This is a genomic window from Vibrio sp. EA2, from assembly GCF_033042495.1.
Taxonomy (GTDB): domain Bacteria; phylum Pseudomonadota; class Gammaproteobacteria; order Enterobacterales; family Vibrionaceae; genus Vibrio.
This window is the reverse complement of record NZ_JAWLID010000009.1, coordinates 96,508-120,985: the sequence shown is the minus strand read 5'-3', so window position 1 is coordinate 120,985 and position 24,478 is coordinate 96,508. Positions and strand designations below refer to the sequence as shown.

The window sequence follows — 24,478 nt, the reverse complement described above, 5'->3', positions numbered from 1 at the left end:
GGAGGATATGACTATGAAACTGAACTTCTCTTTGTACCGTTACAATCCGGACGTAGATACTAAGCCTTACATGAAAGACTACACGCTAGAAGTCGATGAAGGCTCAGATATGATGGTTCTGGATGCACTGATCCTGCTTAAAGAGCAAGATCCAAGCATCGCATTCCGTCGTTCTTGCCGTGAAGGTGTTTGTGGCTCTGACGGCTTGAACATGAACGGTAAAAACGGTTTGGCATGTATAACACCTTTATCTGCACTGCAAGGCGATAAGATCGTAATTCGTCCTCTACCAGGTCTACCTGTGGTACGTGATCTTATTGTTGACATGACACAGTTCTATGATAACTATGCGAAAGTTAAGCCATTCTTAATCGATGATGGTGCATTACCACCTTCTCGTGAGAATCTGCAGTCTCCAGATGACCGTGCGCATCTAGATGGTTTGTACGAATGTATCATGTGTGCATGTTGTACAACTTCTTGTCCGTCATTCTGGTGGAATCCGGACAAATTTATTGGTCCTGCAGGACTACTAGCTGCTTACCGCTGGTTAATTGATAGTCGTGATACTGCGACAGATGAACGTCTGTCAGATCTTGATGACGCATTTAGCGTTTTTCGTTGCCACGGCATCATGAACTGTGTAAGTGTTTGTCCTAAAGGACTCAACCCGACGAAAGCTATCGGCCATATTAAGTCGATGCTGGTCAATCGCTCGGTGTAATTTACTCGCAATTGATACAGTTGCAGTGTTGTGCAAAGCAAACCCTGTCACTTCACTGCAACTTAAACACTCGAGTAGAAGAATATGAAAATTGCCGATTATGTTAGTCGGCTGTTTATAGCTCGGCGTAGACCGAAGCAAACGTGAAAACTACTGGTTAAGGGAAAATATGCACAACGGCGTGATGAAGGCATGGCTCGAGTCTTCACACTTGGCTGGCGCCAATGCAACGTATGTAGAGGAACTCTACGAACTGTATCTAAGTGATCCCGATCTGGTAAGTGAGGAGTGGAAACGTGTTTTTGACGGCTTGCCTAAGCCATCAAAAGAAGTGGCAGAACAGCCGCATTCACGTGTCCGTGACTACTTCCGACGACTCGCTCAAGAAACAAAGCATTACAATGTCCAAGTTAGTGACCCTGATGTCGATGCAAAACAAGTAAAAGTTCTACAGCTAATCAACGCATACCGTTTCCGCGGACACGAAGCTGCAGAATTAGATCCATTAGGTCTATGGCAACGTCCAACCGTTGCTGAGCTAGACCCTGCATTTCATAATCTTACCGAAGAAGATTTCGAAGAAACTTTCAACGTAGGTTCTTTTGCTGTTGGGCAAGAAACCATGAAGTTGAAAGACATTTACGAAGCCCTCAACAAAACTTACTGCGGTTCCATCGGTGCTGAATACATGCACATGACTGACACAGAGCAAAAGCGTTGGATTCAACAACGACTTGAGTCTGTCGTAGGCCAGCCATCATTCAATAACGATGAGAAACGTACTTTCCTAGAAGAGCTGACAGCAGCAGAAGGCCTTGAGCGCTACCTTGGCGCTAAATTCCCAGGCGCAAAACGCTTCTCTCTAGAAGGTGGTGACGCGCTTATCCCAATGACCAAAGAATTGATCCGTCATGCTGGTAACAGTGGCATGCGTGAAGTGGTTATTGGTATGGCTCACCGCGGTCGTTTGAACATGTTGGTCAACGTACTCGGTAAGAAGCCACAAGATCTGTTCGACGAATTCGCAGGCAAGCACGATGAAACGTGGGGAACGGGTGACGTTAAATACCACCAAGGTTTCTCCGCAGACTTCGCAACGCCAGGTGGCGATGTTCACTTAGCGCTAGCATTTAACCCATCACACTTAGAAATCGTAAACCCAGTGGTTATCGGTTCTGTGCGCGCTCGTCAAGACCGTCTGGGTGACAAAGAAGGCAGTAAAGTTCTTCCTATCACGATTCATGGTGACTCTGCTGTCGCTGGCCAGGGCGTGGTTGCGGAAACATTCAACATGTCTCTTTCTCGTGGTTTCTGTGTTGGTGGTACGGTTCGCGTTGTGGTTAACAACCAAGTCGGTTTTACAACATCTAACCCTCGTGATACTCGCTCGACCATGTACTGTACTGATATCGCTAAGATGGTACAGGCACCGATTTTCCACGTAAATGCGGATGATCCAGAAGCCGTTGCTTTTGTAACGCGTATTGCACTGGATTACCGTAACGAATTTAAGCGTGATGTCGTCATTGATTTGGTATGTTACCGCCGTCATGGCCACAACGAGGCCGATGAGCCAAATGCAACTCAGCCTTTGATGTACCAAAAAATCAAGAAACACCCAACACCTCGCAAGCTATACGCAGATGTTCTGATCGATAAAAACGAATCAGACATTGAGATAGCAACACAATTAGTCAACGAGTACCGTGATGCGCTTGACCGTGGTGAAGTTGTGGTGAAAGAGTGGCGTCCAATGGCATTGCACTCGGTTGACTGGTCTCCTTATCTAGGTCACGAGTGGGACATGCAGTGGGACTCTCAATACGATAAGCAACGTCTGGTTGACCTTGGTACTCGTCTATGTCAGTACCCAGAAAGTCATAAGCTACAAAGTCGCGTAAACAAGCTTTACAACGACCGTCTAGCAATGATGACTGGTGAAAAGGCGATTGACTGGGGTATGGCAGAAACTCTGGCTTACGCAACACTGGTTGACGATGGCAAGCGTATCCGTATCTCTGGTCAGGACTCGGGTCGTGGTACTTTCTTCCACCGTCACTCGGTTCTTCACAACCAAACGGACGCTAGCACGTACATTCCGTTAGCAAACGTTCATGATAATCAAGGCCCTTTCCAGGTATTCGACTCTGTATTGTCAGAAGAGGCTGTATTGGCGTTTGAATATGGTTATGCGACAGCAGAACCTGGCGGCTTGACGATTTGGGAAGCTCAGTTTGGTGACTTTGCCAACGGCGCTCAAGTGGTTATCGACCAGTTTATCTCTTCTGGTGAACAGAAGTGGGCTCGTCTATGTGGCTTAACGATGCTTCTGCCTCATGGCTATGAAGGTCAGGGACCTGAGCACTCATCTGCGCGCCTAGAGCGTTACCTGCAGCTATGTGCTGAGCAAAACATGCAGGTGGTTGTTCCTTCAACGCCAGCGCAGGTTTACCACATGATTCGACGTCAGGTGGTGCGCCCAATGCGTAGACCTCTGATTGTAATGTCTCCGAAATCATTGCTGCGTCATCCACTTTGTACTTCTTCGATTGAAGACCTTGCGGAAGGTACATTCCAAGCTGCTATCCCAGAAGTTGATAGCCTGGAAGCAAGCAAAGTGAAACGTGTTGTGTTCTGTTCTGGTAAGGTTTATTTCGACCTATTAGAACAACGTCGCAACAACGAACAAGAAGACGTAGCGATTGTGCGTATTGAACAGCTTTACCCATTCCCAATGGAAGAAGTGCAAGCCGCTATTGCTCAATACACTAACGTTGAAGACTTCGTGTGGTGTCAGGAAGAGCCTCAGAACCAAGGTGCTTGGTACTGTAGTCAACATAACTTCCGTGCCGCTATTCCTGCAGGTGCAGATCTTAAATACGCAGGTCGCCCAGCTTCTGCTTCGCCAGCAGTTGGCTACATGTCGGTGCACTTGAAACAACAAAAAGCGTTGGTTGAAGACGCTCTGAACGTGAACTCAAAAACTTCGAATTAAGAACTAGAAGTTAAAGGAAGAAACAGATATGACAATTGAAATTCTGGTTCCAGATTTACCTGAATCAGTTGCAGATGCAACCGTAGCGACATGGCACAAACAACCAGGCGACGCTATTGAGCGAGATGAAGTACTGGTTGATATCGAGACCGATAAAGTAGTGCTAGAAGTACCGGCTCCGGAAGCGGGTGTTTTGGAAGCTATTGTTGAAGGCGAAGGTGCGACAGTACTTTCAAAGCAGCTGATTGCTAAATTGAAGCCTGGTGCGGTTGCGGGTGAGCCAACTGCAGATAAAACAGAAGGTACGCAAGCATCTCCAGATAAGCGTCACAAAGCGGCACTTACTGAAGAGAATAATGACGCGCTAAGCCCAGCAGTTCGTCGTCTACTGGCTGAACACAACCTAGAAGCTGGCCAAGTGAAAGGCACAGGTGTTGGTGGTCGTATTACTCGTGAAGACATCGAAGCACACCTAGCGAATGCGAAAGCAGCGCCTAAAGCGGAAGCGCCAGTGGTTGAAGCACCAGCAGCGGCACGCAGTGAGAAACGTGTTCCTATGACTCGCTTACGTAAGACTGTTGCAAACCGTCTACTGGAAGCGAAGAACAGCACGGCGATGCTAACGACGTTTAACGAAGTTAACATGAAGCCAATCATGGACCTTCGTAAACAGTACAAAGATCAGTTCGAAGAGCGTCATGGTATTCGTCTTGGCTTCATGTCTTTCTATGTGAAAGCCGTCACTGAAGCGCTAAAACGTTACCCTGAAGTAAACGCGTCTATCGATGGCGATGATATCGTTTACCACAACTACTTCGACATCAGCATGGCAGTATCTACACCACGTGGTCTAGTGACTCCAGTACTAAAAGACTGTGACACACTAGGCTTCGCTGATGTAGAAAAAGGCATCAAAGAGCTAGCGATCAAAGGTCGTGACGGTAAGCTAACAGTAGACGAGCTAATGGGCGGTAACTTCACTATCACTAACGGTGGTGTGTTCGGTTCATTAATGTCTACACCTATCATCAACCCACCGCAATCGGCGATTCTTGGTATGCATAAGATCCAAGAGCGTCCAATGGCGGTGGACGGTAAGGTAGAAATCCTGCCGATGATGTACCTAGCGCTATCTTACGATCACCGTTTAATCGATGGTCGTGAGTCTGTTGGTTTCTTAGTAACCATTAAAGAGCTACTAGAAGATCCAGCACGTCTCCTATTAGACGTTTAATATCGCTAAAACGTCTAGTTGCCTTGCGTGGCTAGACGTTAAAAATTTCAATGGCTAGACTAGCTCGACGTCTGGCCTTCATCTGAATCACTCTGTGGTTTATTTGAGAAGACCCTACAGACGTACAAGCAGCCAAGACTGCAGCGTTATGGAAATAATAAATCCCTTTGGGGAAAAACAAACGGAATATCGAAATGAATTTGCATGAATACCAAGCCAAACAGCTGTTTGCAGAATTCGGTTTGCCTGTGCCAGAAGGCTACGCATGTGATACACCACAAGAAGCTTTTGAAGCTGCGGGCCGTATCAGCACAGCGAAGAAAGTCGTTAAGTGTCAGGTTCACGCAGGCGGCCGCGGTAAAGCGGGCGGCGTAGAGCTACACGATACAAAAGATGGCGTAAAAGAGTTTGCACAGAAATGGCTAGGTCAAAACCTAGTAACTTACCAAACAGATGCAAATGGTCAGCCTGTAACAAAAATCCTTGTTGAAGAAGCATCAAACATTGCAAACGAACTTTACTTAGGCGCGGTAGTTGACCGTGCTAGCCGTAAGATCGTTTTCATGGCTTCTACTGAAGGCGGTGTGGAAATCGAAAAAGTTGCGGAAGAAACTCCGGAGCTAATCCACAAAGCAGCAATCGATCCACTAGTCGGCCCACAAGCTTACCAAGGTCGTGAGCTTGCGTTCAAACTTGGTCTTGAAGGTGACCAAATCAAACAATTCGTTAAGATCTTCATGGGTCTTGGCACGATGTTCGCTCAGTACGACCTTGCTCTACTAGAGATCAACCCGCTTGTGGTTACTGGCGAAGGCAACCTGCTATGTCTTGACGGCAAAATCAACATCGATTCAAACGCACTTTACCGTCAGCCTAAACTTCGTGAGATGCACGATCCATCACAAGAAGACGAGCGTGAAGCTCACGCGGCTCAGTGGGAACTGAACTACGTAGCTCTAGATGGTAACGTTGGCTGTATGGTTAACGGTGCTGGCCTGGCAATGGGCACGATGGATATCGTAAACCTACACGGCGGCAAACCTGCTAACTTCCTAGATGTAGGTGGCGGCGCAACGAAAGAGCGTGTTGCAGAAGCATTCAAGATCATCCTATCTGATGACAATGTGAAAGCAGTACTAGTAAACATCTTCGGTGGTATCGTACGTTGTGACATGATCGCAGAAGGTATTATCGGTGCGGTTAAAGAGGTAGGTGTAAACGTACCAGTTGTTGTTCGTCTAGAAGGTACTAACGCAGACCTAGGTCGCGAAGTTCTTGCTAATTCTGATGTTGATATCATTGCTGCTGAGTCGCTAACAGATGCTGCTCAGAAAGTTGTTGCTGCTGCGGAGGCTAAATAATGTCTGTATTAATTAACAAAGACACTAAAGTAATCTGTCAGGGTTTCACTGGTGGTCAAGGTACTTTCCACTCAGAGCAAGCTATCGCATACGGTACGCAAATGGTTGGTGGTGTGTCTCCAGGTAAAGGCGGCCAAACTCACCTAGGTCTACCTGTATTCAACACAGTTCGTGAAGCAGTAGAAGCAACTGGCGCAACAGCGACAGTCATCTACGTACCAGCACCTTTCTGTAAAGATGCAATCCTAGAAGCGATTGACGCAGGTATCGAGCTAATCGTAACTATCACGGAAGGTATCCCTACAACAGATATGATCGACGTAAAAGTGAAGCTAGAAGAAACAGGCGTTCGCATGATCGGTCCTAACTGTCCGGGTGTTATCACTCCTGACGAGTGTAAGATCGGTATCATGCCTGGTCACATCCACAAGAAAGGTAAAGTAGGTATCGTATCTCGTTCTGGTACACTTACTTACGAAGCAGTTAAGCAAACAACTGACGAAGGTTTCGGCCAGTCTACTTGTGTTGGTATCGGTGGTGACCCAATCCCAGGTTCAAACTTCATTGATATTCTAAAACTGTTCCAAGAAGACCCTGAAACAGAAGCGATCGTAATGATCGGTGAAATCGGTGGTACAGCAGAAGAAGAAGCGGCAGCGTTCATCAAAGAGAACGTGACTAAGCCAGTTGTTTCTTACATCGCTGGTGTAACTGCGCCTCCAGGTAAGCGTATGGGTCACGCTGGTGCGATCATCTCGGGTGGTAAAGGTACTGCTGAAGACAAGTTCGCTGCACTAGAAGCGGCTGGCGTTAAGACCGTTAAATCTCTAGCAGAGATTGGACAAGGTCTACGTGAAGTAACAGGCTGGTAATTTACTACCTGTTTGATTACAAAAGCCTGGCATTGCCAGGCTTTTTTGATCGTGGTAGTTGGATAACAATGAGCAAAACTAAACTCAGACTGATTGCATCCTTATGCTTTGCGTTGGATTATCTGGCTTAGCATAAACAGAGAAGTTGCACTGATAACCACAGACGGGCCCGCTGGCGTATCAAAATGCCAAGACAGGCTTAGTCCCATCAATACAGAAATCGAACCGATAATGGAGGCAAACAGCGCCATCTGTTCTGGTGTGGAAGACAGTTTTCGCGCCGTTGCCGCTGGGATAATAAGTAGTGATGTCATGATCAATGCACCGACAAACTTCATGCCCACCGCAATCACAACGCCTACCATCAACATCAGTACCAGACGTACAAGATCGGTATTCACGCCTTCCACTGCGGCAAGCTCTTCACTGACCGTGCTCGATAGCAGTGGGCGCCAGAAAATGTATAAACATGCACTAACGGCAACAACACCCGCATAAATAAATATCAGGTCCTGCAATGAAACAGCGAGCAAATCACCAAATAAGTAACTCATCAAGTCAACGCGCACGTTATCCAGAAAGCTAACCGATACTAAGCCTACTGATAGTGAGCTGTGAGCCAGAATACCGAGTAAGGTGTCAGTGGCGACCAATTGTTGCTTTTGTAGTGTTACCAGCAGTACGGCGAGAGCCAAACAGCACACGAGTAGAGCCAGGTAAATGTTCACATTGAGCAAAAAGCCAAGCGCCAGGCCCATTAGAGAGGCATGGGCTAGTGTGTCGCCAAAGTAGGCCATTTTTCGCCAGACGACGAAGGAACCTAGTGGCCCGGCGATAATTGCGATGCCAATACCGGCAAGAATAGAGGGGAGCAGAAACTCAATCATGGTGATGGTGTCCGTGGTTATGCTTGGCGCAAGATGATGCATCACCGGAAACCGGATCACCGGATAAGTCGTGATGGTGGTGATGGTCATGATGATAAAACGCTAATGATTCTCTGCCCGCATTGCCAAATAAGGCAATATAGGAGGGATCCTGGGTAATCATGGCAGGAGAACCTGAACAGCAAACATGATGGTGTAAACAAATCACATCATCTGTTTTAGCCATCACCAAATGCAAGTCATGGGATACCATGAAAATTGCGCAGTCAAAGCGGTGACGTATGCTCTCTATCAAGTCATACAAGTCAATCTGTCCCTGAATATCCACGCCTTGAGCGGGTTCATCGAGAACAAGAAGCTCAGGACGCTGAAGCAAAGCACGAGCGAGGAGGACGCGCTGATTTTCACCACCGGACAAGCTGTGCATATTGCTGCTGATTAGGTGTTCAGCTCCGACAAGCCTTAGTGCATCAATACACTCTTGCTTGCTGTATTTCCCTGCCAAATTTAAAAATCGAGTGACATTTAATGGTAAAGAATCATTGAGCTTTAATTTTTGTGGGACGTAACCAATTTTTAATTTCTTTTTCTTAGTTATTTTACCGCTCGTGGGCTTCTGGAGGCCTAAAATGACTTTTACTAGCGTTGATTTCCCAGCGCCATTGGGACCAATTAGGGTCGTTATTTTACCCTTTGCTAATTCCATGCTGATGTTGTCCAGAACCTTGCGATCATCGAACTCGACGCTTAAGTGTTCCAGATGGACTAATGAAGACATGAATGAAACTCGTTTGCAAATCTATAATGTTATAATGTAACATTATTGCACTTTCCACTCGATATCCCAAGTAAAACTATGAAAAGAGCATTAATTCTTGCAGCTTCAGCAATACTTACTCTGCCTGCGCAGGCAGTAACCGTACTTACCAGTATAAAACCTATCCAATTGGTGGTGACAGAGCTTACCCAGGGGGTTACTGAACCAGAGTTATTGTTGCAGTCAAATACTTCCCCTCATGATTATGCTTTGCGTCCTTCAGACGTTAAGAAAGTCGCTTCAGCTGATCTTGTCATTTGGTACGGGCATGACTTAGAGCCTTTTCTTGAAAAAGTCATGGTAGGTAAATCAAATACGATGACGATCAGTCAAATTCCCGGCCTATCATTGCGTGAATTTAATAATGAACACGATAATGATCATGACGGTCATGATCATGGTTCTTATGATCCTCACTTTTGGCTTGGCGTTGAACCAGTCAAACAAGTCGCTCGAGCCTTGACTGATAAGCTAATAGAGACCGATGCCACCAATGAGAGCAAATACAAACAGAATCTGGCTAACTTCGAAGCTCAACTTGCGACTACTGATCGTGAAATCCAGCAGAAACTCGCTGCAGTAAAAGATAAAGGCTATTTTGTATTCCACGATGCCTATGGCTACTTTGAAGAGCGTTATCAATTAAATCAGCTTGGTGCCTTTACCGTGAGCCCTGATCGCAAGCCAGGAGCAAAAACATTGATTGGTATTCGTAAAGCTCTCAGTTCAGGAAATGTTGCCTGTGTGTTCTCTGAACCACAATTTACGCCAGCGGTTGTTGAAAGCGTAATGCGCGGCAGTGACGTGGCAAAAGGTGAGCTGGATCCATTAGCAAGTGCCATTGAAACTAAAGCTGGAAGTTACTTCACTTTCCTGTCCGGTATGGCGGATAGTTTCGCGCAGTGCCTAAGCAAAAAGTAGTAATGAGGTTGTTTTCCTCTATCGGAATTTTCTTTTTTACGTGATCCAGCAGTAAGAATTGCAACCTTTGGTAAGGCGAACCTTTTCTCTAAAACCAATTGAGATATTATTATCCGATAATTCTCGTCTCGAAATAACCATGTTAGATAAGGCATGAAGTGTGACGAGTTAATATAAATTTAGATATTAAAGGTTTCGTCTTGCTACGCTATCTTGCTCTCATACTTTTGGGAGCGGTCATTTCATCTCATGCATTCGCATTTAATAAAGCCAATGCGATTTTTTACCCTTTGCCGACTCAGGTTAAGGGGACGTTTGTTGCTGCAAAAAACTTATACATGGGAGAGCAAGGCGGCCTCTGGATACATGACGTTCATGGGCGTGTTTTATTCTATGATGGTCAGAATATACTCCCTAAATCAGGTAGTTTTTTAAACAAACCAGTTAAACAGCTTGCCTACTATAAAGGGGCGTTTTGGACTTTTGTTGAGAATGAAGTCTACCAAACCTATCCAAATCAAGGGCGAAGCTTGGTATTCAGCCTCAACCCCGGTTCCCAAATCAGAAAGATCGGCGCGTCTAAACATTTTATCTGGGTCAGTGATGGCGCACACTTTTATACTTACAATACTGAAACCAGTGAGTTAAAAACGTATTCATTACTCCAGCTTTACCATCATAGTAACAACAGTTACGTCTATATTAACGATGCGATTTTTATAGAAAATAAATGGGCACTTGCCACGACTTCGGGCTTCTATCTGTCTGAAGGGAACGCCTTTGATCATGTCGCTGAATCTGGTCAGAGCTATATAGAAAAAATCTACTACTCTCCTACGCGACGAGAAATTTTGGTTGGGACGCTTCGGGGAGCGTTAATTTTCAACATCGATGAGCCGGATAAGCAAGTTAACCAAGTCGGTGGCTCACATGTATTAACGTTTGCAGAGACTAATCAAGAGTATTGGGTAGGAACCGAGCATGGTCTCTACTTGTATTCGTTTTTAACTAGCGAAGTGACGGAAGTTAAATCTGCCAGCTTTCTTGAGTTGGAACTGGACAGCAACAAAATATTTTCACTTATGAGTGACAATATGGGTGGTATGTGGATCGCGACCAGTCAGGGAATTCGCTACTACTCTTTGTTCAGTAAAAAGTTTGAACGGATTACATTTAGTAGTTACGACTCAGAAACATTATCGGGCAGAATTCGCAAAGCCGTGACTGGACCTGATGGTGCGTTGTGGTTCGCTGATGATTACAAACTCTACCGTCGAGGGTTGCATGGCAACAAAGTTATCCTCGAATCTCACATTCCAATCAATGATCTGGTGTTTCAAGAGGGAATGCTTTGGCTCGCGACATCGGAAGGTTTACAAGTATTCGAGCTCGATGGGTTAAAAGAGATCACTTTCCCCTACTTACAAGTGATGGCCGGGCATGCGGTTGAACACCTTGCCGCAGACGATGCTTCGCGCGTTTGGGTTGCAAGTGGCTATCAACTGTATAACGTTGATATCGCCAATCAACGAGTAAGGAATCTTGGCGGTGATTGGTTGGTCGGCCAGTACTTACCTGCAAAAATAACCAGCTTATATGATACGAAAGACCGGTTATTGATCGGGACGGATCATGGTGTTTATGAATACGACAATCAACAAATCCGCTTCAAACGTTTTTCTGAAAAATTTGGTGAGTCGCTAGATATTATCACTGCTGTTGATGGTAACCGCTGGTTCGCTTCATCGTACGGTTTATTTAAAACGATGACTACCAGCGATGAAAAACAAGTTTTAGAGTTGAGTGTTTCTAATGCCAGACCTGCTTGTTTGATAAGCGATGAGCAGGGGGTCTGGCTTGCTTCGTCAGTCGGGTTAAGCTTTTACAATCTTTCTGGAGAACTGGTAAAGCATTTCTCTGCTTCATCGGGATTATTAAACAACGAATTCCTGTCGGGAGTATGTACTGTTATCAAGAGAATTGAAGGAGAGAGTAGTGAGTTAGTCTTTGGCTCAAAATTTGGTTTGGTCAAAGCCAACACCTCTGCGCTGCTAGTATCACATCCTCCCGAGTCCAGATTTCTCGTCAGTCAGGTGGTGCACGACAATGACGTTATTCAAGTTGGAGGTGCCAACCTTGAAGGGGTTCAATTACCTTATGGTTCATCACTCAGTTTCCGTTTTGGCATCATACCAAGCCTCGATAGTCAAAACTTGTATTATCGATTGAGTGAAGATGAACCTTGGCAAACTTTGGAAGGCGGTCAACTTACTTTAGATCACCTTAATTCCGGGGAGTATCATCTTCAAGTAAGTAGTCAGTCTCAAGTCTCTGCAGGTTTGATTGGCCTAGAGTCTCGCTTCAAGGTTGAGCAACCCTGGTATTTATCTTCACTGGCTATTTTTGGTTTCCTTGCTTCGACGCTGATTATCATGGGTTTACTCACGTATTGGCGTTCTCGTTATATGGTCCAAGTCAATCGAGCGTTGGCTTCACAAGTCACTCTCAAAACCAATCAACTTAGACACCAAAGCCGCGTATTACTCACCAGTAACCAACAGCTTCGCAAACAGATTCAGGTGAGAAACCTATTGGTTGATCATGTTGCGCAATCAATTAAATCAAGCATCGACCATCTCGCGTCTAAGTTTCCGCAACAGACTGATTCCTCTACACGCGATCACTTTGCTAAAACCTATTGGCAGTTAAACGAATTAAGAACCGTTCCGGATGACTCTAGTAGTGGTAGTCAGAATTATAATTTGAGCCAAATAACTCAATCTGTCGTTGATGTATGGAAAGAAGATTTATCGAAAGCAGGCATTGTGGTTGAGCTTGTTGATGAGCATAAATCGAGTCGAATTGCGCTGGAAAGCTTCAACTTAGACGTCATTTTTAACACTGTTTTCGCCAATATCATTAAACGTTCTTATCGTGGGCAAACGATAAAGCTCATGTTGTCTGAGGATAGTGACGTCGTCTGGTTAAGTTTTATTGATTACGGCAAACAGTTACCCAAGAAATTATCGTCAGGTCGGGGTTCAAGTGGTCATTATACCGACCTTGGAACCGAGAATTTGTCTCAGTTGGTCAGCGAGAGCGGAGGCCATTTAGCCGTTTTTACTTCTGATGCGCAAAACAAAATTGAGATTACATGGCCAGTGGCGAGAGAACTCGACAACACAGAACAAGCTATGCCGGAGTTCGAAGTAGAAAAAGAGATGGAAAACTTAGTGAGCCCTGAGGATGAGTGGTTACAAAAAGTCTATCAGATCGTAGCTGAACATTACCATGATGCTGAATTTGGTACGGCTTGCGCGGCAAAAATGTTGTTTATGTCAGAACGCAGTTTGCAAAGACGCTTCAAGTCCGCCTCTTCAAGAACGTTAAAAGATTACTTAACCGAAGTACGTTTAGAAACTGCCTGTGAGCAGCTACTCGCCGGAGAGAAAATCAGTGAAGTAGCATTTAATTGTGGTTTTAATGACCCTTCTTACTTCAGCCAGAAGTTCAGGTTACACTTCGGCTTGCCCCCTTCAAAATTTGCCATGACTCAAGAAAGCCAAGAAGTAAACTGATTTGTCCCACCAATAGCGCTCAAATGTTTATAGTTTGAGTGCGTACAATTATCACTCACCAGTGTCATTCCGAGGAGCGCTAGTGACATCAGGGATCGACACACTGTAGCCTCTTCGCTGAAACTCACACCTTTAACACCCACGCACTCGGTAACGAGATCCTGAATTATGCTCCTCTGTCGTTGTCGAGGATAACCTTATGGTTTGAGTATGTGGCTCTTTATTAAGTCCTGTTCCTGTTGGACATAAAATCAATAGGCTGGCTAGAGCACTGTCATCAGAGCGGCTCCCGGAATTGTTAATGAGGAATCTCATGGTAGTAAGAAGAAGTGTTAGGAGAGCAGATTCTTAATCACGTTCTTTTCTAAGTATCTTTGGGTTGGTGAAACCGTAGTAGCGTTCACATCAAAATTGAATTGATCAATCGGTAAGTTTGCAGGGAAAGTTTTGAGCTGACGAAAAGAGTTAATACGCTATCGAGATAGGGGAGTTAGGACAAGCAATGAAAAAAAAGATCGTGGTATAGCCGGGGGGACTATACCACGGGTGTCAATGACACCTTCGCTTGCTGCCGGAGTGGCATGTAACATGCCACCTCTGGAATACATTTGAGAGGACGACCTCTCGATGGGTTAACTATACGAGGGGTTACTTATTTTTCTTATAAAAATAACGACACTTTAATGTGAAAAAAGCGACAATGTTCTTATTGTTTATTTATATTGTTGATATTTAAGGATAAATATTATTTTTTATTATGCTTTTACTTTGTTTTCCAACACTAATCATTGCCAAATAAATTAGTTTTGACGAAATTGACGTGTTAAAAGTTAACGGAGTTGACGTTTAAAAGAGGGGAGAGCATTTGTGGTAACTTTGATTTCACACAATAAATGAGAGGTTACATAGGAGTACTATTGCAGCATTAATTCTTTAAATGAAAATATTTATCATTAGCAATAATCTTGGAGATACTATGAAGCTATCACAAATTATCCCCGGCGATTCTGTGACGATTCGCGTATTAGATGGTCTCTCACCTGAGGTTAGGAAAAAGCTAATGGTAATGGGGCTATTGCCTAATACCGTCGTTAAAGTGATTCGACGTGCTCCGATGGGGGACCCATTACAAGTTGAAGTTCGTGGTGTGTCTGTTGCAGTAAGAGAGGCGATTGCTCAAGAAATCGAAGTGGAGAGAGTGTAATGCAGTATCAAGTACTCACTGTCGGTAATCCTAATAGCGGCAAAACAACTCTTTTTAATGGTTTAACTGGCGCAAAGCAACAGGTCGGTAACTGGGCTGGTGTCACCGTCGAGAAAAAAACAGGGCAATTCAAACACGCAGGTGATGATTTTTTACTGACAGACCTCCCTGGTATTTATTCACTGGATAGTGGTAATGATGGCAACAGCATTGATGAGTCAATTGCCTCACGCGCCGTACTGACTCACCCTGCAGATCTTATCATCAATGTTGTTGATGCAACGAGTTTAGAGCGCAGCTTGTATATGACCCTACAGCTTCGTGAGCTTGGCCGTCCAATGGTTGTCGTCCTGAACAAAATGGATGCGTTAAAGCGCGAGCGCCAAATGATTAATGTCGCGGAGCTGGAGAAGATGTTGGGTTGCCCGGTTCTTAGCTTGTCAGCGACGAACAAGGAGCAAGTCGCCAAATTTAAAGAGCAATTGCATAAGTCCATTGTTCAGGGGGTTGCGCTTAAAGATCTGGCGTTGAACTATGGTGCGCAAATGGAAGCGGCGATTGAAGAAGTCTCAACACTTTTTAGTGATCAAACCGTCTCTCATCGTGCACTTGCTATTCGTGCATTAGAAAAAGATACTTTAGTGCTGAACAGCCTTGCAGACAGTGACAGAAGCTCAGTTTTGGCATCCATTGCGGCGCTTGAGTTAGACATTGACTTACACGTGGCGGACACCAAGTACACCCATTTGCATGAGCAGTGTAAGAAGGTTCGTCGTAGCGAAGGTAAGCTCAGTCGCAGCGTAACAGAAAAGCTTGATCAGTTTATTCTGAATAAATGGGTGGGTGTTCCATTTTTCTTTGCGGTCATGTACCTGATGTTTATGTTTTCGATAAACATTGGTAGTGCATTTATAGACTTCTTTGATATCGGCGTAGGTGCTTTATTAGTTGATGGTGGTCATTACTTACTGGATGATCACTTACCTGTTTGGTTGGTGACTGTTCTTGCCGATGGTATCGGCGGTGGTATTCAGACAGTTGCAACTTTTATTCCCGTGATTGCTTGTTTGTACTTGTTCCTCGCGGTTCTGGAAAGTTCTGGTTATATGGCTCGTGCGGCATTCGTTCTGGATAAAGTGATGCAGAAAATTGGCCTGCCAGGTAAAGCCTTTGTACCGCTTGTTTTGGGATTTGGCTGTAATGTTCCTTCTATTATGGCGACCCGTACTCTCGATCAAGAACGTGAACGTAAACTGGCGGCATCCATGGTTCCGTTTATGTCTTGTGGTGCTCGCCTACCTGTTTACGCATTGTTTGCGGCAGCGTTCTTCCCTGACTCAGGTCAAAATGTCGTCTTTGCACTTTACCTGCTTGGTATTGTGGCGGCTATTTTCACTGGCCTGTTTCTTAAAAATACACTTTACCCTGGTAGCAGTGATAGCTTTGTGATGGAAATGCCTAATTACGAGCTACCGACTTTACAGAATGTCGTGATAAAAACCTGGCAAAAGCTTAAGCGTTTTGTTCTAGGAGCTGGTAAAACCATTGTTATCGTAGTAGCGCTGCTGAGCTTCCTAAACTCACTCGGTACTGACGGAAGCTTTGGTAATGAAGATAGCGAGAAATCGGTACTTTCAAAAGCATCACAGGTTGTCACCCCAGTGTTTGCACCAATTGGTATCGAAAAAGACAACTGGCCTGCGACGGTGGGTATTATTACCGGTATCTTCGCGAAAGAAGCGGTAGTCGGTACGCTGAACAGCCTATACACCACGCCAACGGATGGTGACGAAGCTGAATACGATCTACTAGGTAGCTTAGAGGAGGCGGTAATGAGTATACCTGAGAACCTTGCCGGTCTTAGTTACTCAGATCCTTTAGGCATTGAGGTTGGTGACTTAACCGATTCATATGCGGTAGCAGAAGAGCAAGAAATTGATGCCTCTATTTTTGGCAATATCAAATCTCAGTTTGTTTCTGGCCATGCCGCGTTCGCATACTTAATCTTCATCCTTTTGTACACGCCATGTGTGGCAGCAATAGGAGCATATGTTCGTGAATTTGGTAGCAACTTTGCACGCTTTATAGCGGTATGGACGATGGGGTTAGCGTATCTATCGGCGACTTTCTATCATCAAATGATGCACTTTGCGGACAGCCCTATTACCAGTGGGGTATGGATGGCAGTAATCGTAGCGATCTTCTTTAGTACTTATCGTGTATTTAAGCGTATTGGTAAGAAACAGCAAGGTTTGCTGGAGGCACAAGTGGCATGATTTTAAAACAGCTTTATCAATATATTGCAGATAACGGTGCCGTGTCTCAGTCTGAATTGGCAAAGCAGTTTGGCATGAGTGAAGATGGTGCTGATGCTATGCTGAGTGTGTGGATCAACAAGGGCCGTATCACGCGTTTGGTAGACACCAATAAAGCGCATCATGTGACCCGCATACGCTATGCTGTGACAAGTCAAGATGGATTATCTCTCACCGTAACAATGTAAATCGTCGTATAGAAAAGCCGCCTCATTTATGAGGCGGCTTTTTAGTCTTTGAAGGTAACACAATCCATTTTATACTTTTTGAAAAATAGAACTGAGTGATAATACGTTCTGAATTCGTCCAAGTATTTCGTTTTGTTCTTCTTCGTTACGGAACTCGCCTTTGGTGTTACCCCATACAGGCCCTGGCCAAGCGACGTCATCGATGAAACGTGCAATATGATGAATGTGCAGTTGAGGCACCATATTGCCCAGAGCGCCCATATTGAGTTTGTCGGGAAGGAATGTCGCTTCGAGCGCTTGGCTTACCGCTTGAGACTCTAACAAGAACTGCCGCTGATCGTGCATAGGTAAGTGGTGCAGCTCTTTTAAATTGGCGCGCTTGGGAACCAGAATGACCCAAGGTACGGCATTATCTTTATGTAGCAGCGCAACGCAAAGTGGAAAATGACCAATCACTGTCGTGTCATTTGCTAGTTGAGGGTGCAGTTCAAAACTCATTTTGTTTTCCAATTCATTTTTATTTGTATTGATTGAATTTAGTATAAACAAAAAGGCTGACGCTCTCACGTCAGCCTTTGTTTTTAAGCGTTAGCTAAAATTAGATTACATGCGCTCTAGCGTTTCGATACCTAGCAGAGATAGACCTTGCTTGATGGTCTTCGCTGTTAGTGCTGCAAGTTTCAGACGGCTTTGTTTTACTGCTTCGTCTTCTGCAATTAGGATTGGGCACGCTTCGTAGAAGCTTGAGAACTGGCCTGCTAGCTCAAATAGGTAGCTACACATGATGTGTGGTTGACCTTCGCGAGCAACAGATTGCACCGCTTCTTCGAACTGCAGAAGTTTTGCAATAAGCGCTTTTTCTTTCTCATCAGTGACTTGGATGTAACCTTGAAGTTCGTCCATTGAAACGCCTGCTTTTGCGAAGATAGAAGCAACACGAGTGTACGCGTACTGCATGTACGGCGCCGTGTTACCTTCGAATGCTAGCATGATGTCCCAATCGAACACGTAGTCAGTGGTACGGTGCTTAGATAGGTCAGAGTATTTAACTGCTGCCATTGCAACTGTTTTAGCGATCTTTTCTTTCTCTTCTGAACCTAACTCTGAGTTTTTAGAGTCGATAAGCTTCGCTGCACGCTCTTCTGCTTCATCCAGCAGATCCGCAAGACGTACTGTACCACCTGCACGAGTCTTAAATGGGCGGCCATCTTTACCTAGCATCATGCCGAAAGCGTGGTGTTCAAGAGATACAGACTCAGGTACGTAACCCGCTTTACGCACGATAGTCCAAGCTTGCATTAGGTGTTGGTGCTGACGTGAGTCGATGAAGTAAAGCACGCGGTCTGCGCCTAACTCTTCGTAACGGTACTTCGCACATGCGATGTCCGTTGTTGTGTATAGGAAGCCGCCATCGCGTTTCTGAACGATAACACCCATTGGCTCACCGTCTTTGTTTTTGTACTCGTCTAGGAATACAACTTGCGCGCCATCATCTTCAACCGCAAGACCTTGCTCTTTCAGGTCTGCAACAATCTTAGGCAGCATGTTGTTGTACATGCTTTCGCCCATTACATCATCACGAGTCAGAGAAACGTTGAGACGATCATAGTTGCGCTGGTTTTGGATCATGGTTACGTCAACCAGTTTCTTCCACATTTCTGCGCAGAACTCGTCACCGCTTTGCAGTTTCACTACGTAGTTACGTGCTTTTACTGCGAACTCTTCGTCTTCGTCATAAAGCTTTTTCGATTCGCGGTAGAAAGCTTCAAGGTCAGCCAGTTCCATAGAAACTTCGCCAGACTCTTGTTGTACACGTTCAAGGTTTGCGATAAGCATGCCGAACTGAGTGCCCCAGTCGCCAATGTGGTTAGCGCGAATCACTTTGTGACCCAAGAACTCAAGAGTACGTACAACTGCATCACCAATAATGGTTGAACGCAGGTGACCTACGTGCATTTCTTTCGCAACGTTTGGTGCAGAGTAGTCCGCAACGATAGTTTGCGCTTCTTCTACTGCCACGCCCAGACGTGAATCTGCCAGTGCTGCATCTGCTTGCTTGGCCAAGAACGCCTCGCTTAGGAAGATGTTAATGAAACCAGGGCCAGCAATTTCTGTTTTGCTTGCAATGCCGTCAAGGTCTAGAACATCCAGTACTTTCTGTGCAAATTCTCGTGGGTTAGTACCCAGTTTTTTAGCAACGCCCATTACGCCGTTTGCTTGGTAGTCACCAAATTGTGGCTTTGCTGATTGACGAACCGCTGCAGGGCTGCCTGCAGGTGCGCCAGCGGCTTCTAGAGCCTGAGATACTTTGTCATTAATAAGTGCTTGGATATTCACACGCGTTTCCTTCAATTCGAGGACTAAGAACTCGTTATAATCGGAGTCGAGTTCTGTTGGAGTTCACAAAAATGGCGCTAATGATAACAACTTTATTGCTTTTCATACAGAGAGGATTGGGGGAATTTTTTACTTTTTCGGCTGAATGGAATGTCACTCAAGTTAGGTTTACTATTGCGCCCAGAGTAAAACGATAAATCGCCTTTAAAGAGAGCTTTAATGAATATTCAACTTGTTGAAAAACGCTTAACCCCCGAATTGATGCTCCAAGACCTGGACGCCTTTACGGCAAAAATTGAAGCGCTGGCAGCAATGCTTCACTTGGATTTGAGCCAGGCTCAAGCCGACCATATTGCGTTGCGTATCAATAACACGGAAACTGCACAACAAGCACATCAAGCATGGACTCAGTACGGTAACGTCATTTCTAAAGCGCAAATTAATGGCCGTCCAATCATCGTAATTGAGTTTGATAAAATGCTAGAAAGCCGAGGCTGGAAAATTGAGTGCTTGGAGTTGCCATATCCGGCAGAGGATAAACTCTACCCAACAGAAGGCTGGGAGCATGTAGAGTTTGTCATTCCATCTCATGCGGAGACGGCGGATGAGTTTCTCGCTGACCTAAAACACACTTACCCGGACTTTGGTGCGCAGTTTGAAAAGCTGGAAGAGATGGGCGTGAAAATCAAATTGTCCAGCCCTAAAGGAGAAGGGGAGCGACTGAGCAACCCGACAGTGGCTTTTAAATACCAGAGCGTATGTATCAAGCTTCATCCGCATTCACTGAAACGTATTGTTGAATCGGAGCAAGAGTAGGGATAAACCTAAAACGCGCAGTGAATTTTATTAAAAAACTCACTGCGCGTTAGTATTAGATTCCTGAACTCGTTTAGGCTCGTCGAAATGACGAACTTTTGAAGTTTGCTATAGGATCACCGTCTTATTACCGTAAACAAAAACGTGGTCATTGATCACTTTATTCAGCGCTTTACTTAAGACGTTCTTCTCAACATCACGACCAGCTTGCGCCATGTCCTGCGCACTAAAATTGTGGTCGACTGGAATGACGTCTTGCTTGATGATTGGACCTTCGTCCAAATCGTTGGTCACAAAGTGTGCCGTCGCACCGATGATTTTCACACCGCGGTCATACGCTTGTTGGTAAGGTTTGGCACCAATAAACGCAGGTAAAAAGCTGTGGTGAATATTGATGATCTTGTGGTGATACTTCTCAACAAACCCAGGCGTCAATACACGCATGTACTTCGCTAGTACGATGTAGTCCGCGTCGTATTGGTTGATCACTTCAAGCATTTTTTGTTCGTGCTCTTCACGGCTGAGATCCTCATGGGTCACATAGTGATAAGGGATATCAAATCGTTCAGTCAAGGTTTGCAGTTTATCGTAATTACCGACGACCGCCGCGATTTCAACATCTAAGCCACCATCGTAATTTTTCATCAGAATGTCGCCCAGACAGTGTGCTTCCTTTGTTACCAAAATGACGATGCGCTTACGTCGAGAGCTAACCAGTGTGCGTTTTGCTCCGGTTGGTAAGGCCTGATCCAAATCGGCGAGAAGCGTTTGATCGTTGAAGTAACCTTCCAGCTCCGTTCGCATGAAAAAGTGCCCACTGGTGTTATCAACAAACTCGTTATTGTGAATGATGTTTAGTTGATGCTTGTAACAAATGTTAGTGATTTTTGAGATTAAACCCGGAGCGTCAGAACAATGGGTTAACAGGGTTTTCTTTTCCATAAACTGGGGACTTCCATACAGTAAAAATGAAGCGTACGAAAAATGTGCTGGCCGAAAGGGACCAACCGTACTGCAATGTTCCACCATAAATAATCTATTCTTCGACTGGTTTCAACAAAATATCAAAGATGAGTAATAAGCGGGTCATATTGTCAGCTGATGTCACGCCTGATCGTCTGATATACTCTGGTCAATTTTCCCAACTAAATATCAGACATGATCGCAAAAACATTCTCTTCTGAGGGCGCTTTAGGTAAGGCTATTCCTGGCTTTCAGGCTCGTCAGCCACAAATTGATATGGCAGAAGCTGTCAGTCGTGCGATCAAAGAGCAAAGCCAGTTGGTGGTTGAAGCGGGGACGGGAACAGGTAAAACCTTCGCTTACTTAGTTCCTGCTCTGTTAAGCGGCAAGAAAGTCATCATCAGTACCGGTTCTAAAAACCTGCAGGAGCAGCTGTACCATAGAGATTTACCTCTCATGGTGAATGCACTCGGTTTTTATGGTCAGGTAGCGCTGCTGAAAGGGCGTTCGAATTACCTTTGTCTGGATCGCCTTAGCCGCCAGATGGTAGAAAGCCACACCAACGAGTCCGATCCCACGTTGCTGACTCAATTGGTTAAGGTGAGATCGTGGTCTTCTGAAACTAAAACCGGTGACCTGGGTGACTGTGACGATCTGCCGGAAGACAGTATGATCATTCCAACGATTACGTCGACGAATGACAATTGTTTGGGCAAAGAGTGCCCGAGCTATACTGACTGCTTTGTGTTGAAAGCACGTAAACGTGCCATGGACTCAGATGTTGTCGTGGTGAACCATCACCTGTTTCTTGCCGACCTCGCGATTAAAGAAACCGGCTTTGGTGAGTTGATCCCAGAAGCGGACGTATTTATTTTCGATGAAGCGCATCAGCTACCCGACATTGCCAGTGAATATTTTGGGCAGACGGTCTCTAGCCGTCAAATTCATGATCTCGCGAAAGACATTGAAATCGCTTACCGCACAGAAGCGAAAGACATGCGTCAACTGCAAAAGGTTGGGGATAAGCTAGTGCAAAGTGCAATGGATATGCGCATTGTTCTTGGTGAGCCAGGCTTTCGTGGCAACTGGCGAGAGGCGTTGCAGTCGGAGTCGATTAAGCGCGAACTGGTTCGGCTAACCGATAGTCTCGAACTGGCGATTGATGTTCTCAAAATTGCGTTAGGTCGTAGCCAATTATTGGATGCGGCGTTTGAACGTGCCAACTTAATTAAAGGCCGGATCGATCGCGTATGTGATGTCGATATCACCGGTTATTCTTATTGGTATGATACTTCACCGCGGCATTTTGCGTTGCACATTACACCGCTTTCCGTTGCCGATAAGTTTCACGAGCAGATTGAAATTAAGCAAGGGGCTTGGATCTTTACCTCCGCTACCTTGGCGGTGTCTGGCGACTTTAAACATTTTACCGAGCGCTTAGGTCTGAAGCCCAAACAGCAGTTTTCGTTGCCATCGCCGTTTGATTACGAAAAGCAAGCACGCTTATGTGTACCTCGCTATTTGCCGGAACCCAACAGCCCGGGTTTGGCAGACAAATTAGTGAGAATGCTGGCCCCGGTTATTGAAGAGAACCAGGGGCGTTGCTTCTTCCTCTGTACGTCTCACAGTATGATGCGTGATCTGGGCGAAAAGTTTCGCGAAGTACTGGACCTGCCTGTTCTTATGCAAGGTGAAATGAGTAAACAAAAAACCTTGGCAGAGTTTATGGAGCTCGGCAATGCGTTGCTGGTGGCAACGGGTGCGTTTTGGGAAGGGATCGATGTTAGAGGTGATGCGCTGAGCTGTGTTATCATCGACAAATTACCGTTTACTGCCCCTGATGACCCGCTTCTCAAAGCCCGAATCGAAGATTGTCGATTACGTGGTGGAGAGCCTTTTGCCGAAGTGCAAATTCCAGATGCGGTGATAACTTTAAAGCAGGGCGTAGGACGCTTGATTCGGGATCAGAGCGATCATGGAGCATTAATCATCTGTGATAACCGACTCGTGACCCGAGATTATGGTGGCACTTTCTTAGGAAGCTTACCGCCGATTCCAAGAACACGAGATTTAGAACGAATCAAAGCTTTTCTTAAAGCAGAATAGCCGGTCACAGACGAGCGTTGTGGCCTAACCAAATCAAATAGAGTTGTAGAGAGTTAAATGAGCGCAAAAATTCTTGCCATCGATACAGCAACTGAAAACTGTTCAGTTGCGCTACTGGTTAATGACCAAGTGATTTCACGCAGCGAAGTCGCACCGCGTGATCACACCAAAAAAGTCTTACCTATGGTTGACGAAGTGTTGAAAGAAGCGGGTCTGACTCTACAAGAACTGGATGCACTGGCATTTGGTCGTGGTCCGGGTAGTTTCACGGGTGTGCGTATTGGTATTGGCATTGCACAGGGTTTAGCGTTTGGTGCAGAGTTGCCGATGATTGGTGTTTCAACATTAGCTGCAATGGCACAAGCAAGTTACCGTTTGCATGGTTCGACAAATGTTGCTGTCGCGATTGATGCTCGCATGAGTGAAGTCTACTGGGCTCGTTATTCTCGCCAGGAAAATGGCGAATGGGCCGGTGTGGATGAAGAGTGTGTTATTCCGCCAGCACGTTTGGCAGAAGAGGCTCAGGCTGACGATAAAACTTGGACAACAGCAGGCACGGGTTGGGGGGCTTACCAGGAAGAACTGGCTAACCTGCCATTTAATGTGACTTCAAGTGATGTGCTTTATCCAGACTCACAAGACATCGTGATCCTTGCTCAGCAAGAGTTAGCAAAAGGTAATACGGTTCCAGTCGAAGAATCGAGCCCGGTTTATCTGCGTGATAACGTGACATGGAAGAAACTTCCGGGTCGCGAGTAATCGAAAAATGCACTAAGGGCGGGCGGGGCGGTTGTTGCCCCGTTTTTTATGGAGTGTTATGGCATCTATTAATGGTTTACCTCCCTCGTTGGTTTCGGGGGCAAACCGCGCGAATAAAGTCAATAAAAAGAACCAGCTAAAAAAGACTCAGGCAAAGTCAGCGGTAGGCCAGTCCTCTAAGGTTGCTGATGCTGTCGCTCACTCCATAAAACCAGTGGATGAGTCTCAGATTCACCGCGCTCAAGTGCAATATGATCTTCCTGAAGGAAGTTCACGAAAAGCGATGGAGCAGTACATGGACGTCATGAATCGAGCGAAAAAAGAGGAACTGGCTCAATTACTTGGTGTCGATATTTATGTGTAAAGAACGAAGCGGTTTCGTTCAGGAACGATAGATTTAG

Annotated in this window: 19 protein-coding genes; 14 read left to right on the top strand and 5 right to left on the bottom strand. The window is 45.4% G+C overall.

The annotated features are described in order from the left end of the window. Positions 1-13: 13 nt before the first annotated feature. From RXX31_RS17455 to sucD, 5 genes are all read left to right on the top strand, one after another. Complete coding sequence (locus RXX31_RS17455; RefSeq protein WP_264902571.1) at positions 14-724, top strand: succinate dehydrogenase iron-sulfur subunit; 711 nt, start codon at positions 14-16, stop codon at positions 722-724. Between the two features lie 169 nt (positions 725-893). Then, the gene (gene sucA / locus RXX31_RS17450; RefSeq protein ID WP_317590929.1) at positions 894-3,719 is read left to right on the top strand and encodes a 2-oxoglutarate dehydrogenase E1 component; all 2,826 of its coding nucleotides are present in this window, start codon (positions 894-896) and stop codon (positions 3,717-3,719) included. Positions 3,720-3,747: 28 nt separating this feature from the next. Continuing rightward, a complete protein-coding gene (gene odhB / locus RXX31_RS17445) occupies positions 3,748-4,953 on the top strand; it encodes a 2-oxoglutarate dehydrogenase complex dihydrolipoyllysine-residue succinyltransferase (RefSeq protein WP_317590928.1) in 1,206 nt (401 codons plus the stop codon). A gap of 194 nt (positions 4,954-5,147) precedes the next feature. After that, positions 5,148-6,314, top strand: coding sequence for an ADP-forming succinate--CoA ligase subunit beta (sucC, locus tag RXX31_RS17440; RefSeq protein WP_264902568.1), 1,167 nt, complete (start codon positions 5,148-5,150; stop codon positions 6,312-6,314). After that, complete coding sequence (gene sucD / locus RXX31_RS17435) at positions 6,314-7,186, top strand: succinate--CoA ligase subunit alpha (protein ID WP_053395190.1); 873 nt, start codon at positions 6,314-6,316, stop codon at positions 7,184-7,186. Before sucC ends, sucD begins: the two co-directional genes overlap by 1 nt. A 101-nt stretch (positions 7,187-7,287) precedes the next feature. Here the strand turns inward: sucD and znuB are convergent, their stop codons facing one another. Together znuB and znuC are read right to left on the bottom strand one after the other, a co-directional pair. Next, on the bottom strand, positions 7,288-8,073 hold the full coding sequence (znuB, locus tag RXX31_RS17430) for a zinc ABC transporter permease subunit ZnuB (protein WP_020336308.1): 786 nt from the start codon (positions 8,071-8,073) through the stop codon (positions 7,288-7,290). Beyond that, positions 8,066-8,851 (bottom strand): zinc ABC transporter ATP-binding protein ZnuC, encoded by a 786-nt coding sequence (gene znuC / locus RXX31_RS17425; protein ID WP_317590922.1) that lies wholly within the window; start codon positions 8,849-8,851, stop codon positions 8,066-8,068. The genes znuB and znuC overlap by 8 nt, the downstream gene beginning before the upstream one ends. A gap of 78 nt (positions 8,852-8,929) precedes the next feature. On the opposite strand from znuC, the gene znuA reads away from it, so the two are divergent. The 5 genes from znuA to RXX31_RS17400 all read left to right on the top strand — a co-directional run bounded on the left by znuA (position 8,930) and on the right by RXX31_RS17400 (position 17,096). Continuing rightward, positions 8,930-9,811 (top strand): zinc ABC transporter substrate-binding protein ZnuA, encoded by an 882-nt coding sequence (gene znuA / locus RXX31_RS17420; protein ID WP_317590920.1) that lies wholly within the window; start codon positions 8,930-8,932, stop codon positions 9,809-9,811. Positions 9,812-10,011: 200 nt separating this feature from the next. Then, positions 10,012-13,389: a helix-turn-helix domain-containing protein gene (locus RXX31_RS17415; RefSeq protein ID WP_317590919.1), complete on the top strand. Its 3,378-nt coding sequence runs from the start codon at positions 10,012-10,014 to the stop codon at positions 13,387-13,389. Positions 13,390-14,365: 976 nt separating this feature from the next. Then, complete coding sequence (locus RXX31_RS17410) at positions 14,366-14,593, top strand: FeoA family protein (protein ID WP_317590917.1); 228 nt, start codon at positions 14,366-14,368, stop codon at positions 14,591-14,593. After that, positions 14,593-16,869 (top strand): Fe(2+) transporter permease subunit FeoB, encoded by a 2,277-nt coding sequence (feoB, locus tag RXX31_RS17405; RefSeq protein ID WP_317590916.1) that lies wholly within the window; start codon positions 14,593-14,595, stop codon positions 16,867-16,869. Before RXX31_RS17410 ends, feoB begins: the two co-directional genes overlap by 1 nt. Continuing rightward, positions 16,866-17,096 carry a FeoC-like transcriptional regulator gene (locus RXX31_RS17400; RefSeq protein ID WP_317590913.1) on the top strand — a complete coding sequence of 77 codons (231 nt, stop codon included), beginning with the start codon at positions 16,866-16,868 and terminating at the stop codon, positions 17,094-17,096. The genes feoB and RXX31_RS17400 overlap by 4 nt, the downstream gene beginning before the upstream one ends. A gap of 69 nt (positions 17,097-17,165) precedes the next feature. Here RXX31_RS17400 and RXX31_RS17395 read toward each other — a convergent pair whose 3' ends face one another. Both RXX31_RS17395 and argS read right to left on the bottom strand, forming a co-directional pair. Then, positions 17,166-17,594: an HIT domain-containing protein gene (locus RXX31_RS17395; RefSeq protein ID WP_317590912.1), complete on the bottom strand. Its 429-nt coding sequence runs from the start codon at positions 17,592-17,594 to the stop codon at positions 17,166-17,168. A 105-nt stretch (positions 17,595-17,699) separates the two neighbouring features. Beyond that, positions 17,700-19,433 (bottom strand): arginine--tRNA ligase, encoded by a 1,734-nt coding sequence (gene argS, locus RXX31_RS17390; RefSeq protein WP_317590911.1) that lies wholly within the window; start codon positions 19,431-19,433, stop codon positions 17,700-17,702. A gap of 219 nt (positions 19,434-19,652) precedes the next feature. Between argS and RXX31_RS17385 the strand changes: the two genes are divergently transcribed. Continuing rightward, positions 19,653-20,249, top strand: a complete 597-nt coding sequence (locus tag RXX31_RS17385) for a VOC family protein (protein WP_317590910.1) — start codon at positions 19,653-19,655, stop codon at positions 20,247-20,249. A gap of 108 nt (positions 20,250-20,357) precedes the next feature. On the opposite strand, the gene purU is transcribed toward RXX31_RS17385, so the two are convergent. Then, the gene (gene purU, locus RXX31_RS17380) at positions 20,358-21,191 is read right to left on the bottom strand and encodes a formyltetrahydrofolate deformylase (protein WP_317590908.1); all 834 of its coding nucleotides are present in this window, start codon (positions 21,189-21,191) and stop codon (positions 20,358-20,360) included. Between the two features lie 216 nt (positions 21,192-21,407). Between purU and RXX31_RS17375 the strand changes: the two genes are divergently transcribed. Genes RXX31_RS17375 through RXX31_RS17365 form a run of 3 tightly spaced genes read left to right on the top strand, consistent with a single transcriptional unit; the run spans position 21,408 to position 24,441 of the window. Next, positions 21,408-23,318, top strand: a complete 1,911-nt coding sequence (locus RXX31_RS17375) for an ATP-dependent DNA helicase (RefSeq protein WP_317590906.1) — start codon at positions 21,408-21,410, stop codon at positions 23,316-23,318. A gap of 57 nt (positions 23,319-23,375) precedes the next feature. Further along, a complete protein-coding gene (gene tsaB, locus RXX31_RS17370) occupies positions 23,376-24,077 on the top strand; it encodes a tRNA (adenosine(37)-N6)-threonylcarbamoyltransferase complex dimerization subunit type 1 TsaB (protein WP_317590904.1) in 702 nt (233 codons plus the stop codon). 58 nt (positions 24,078-24,135) lie between these two features. After that, positions 24,136-24,441, top strand: coding sequence for a chromosome partitioning protein ParA (locus RXX31_RS17365; RefSeq protein WP_317590903.1), 306 nt, complete (start codon positions 24,136-24,138; stop codon positions 24,439-24,441). Positions 24,442-24,478 lie beyond the last annotated feature (37 nt).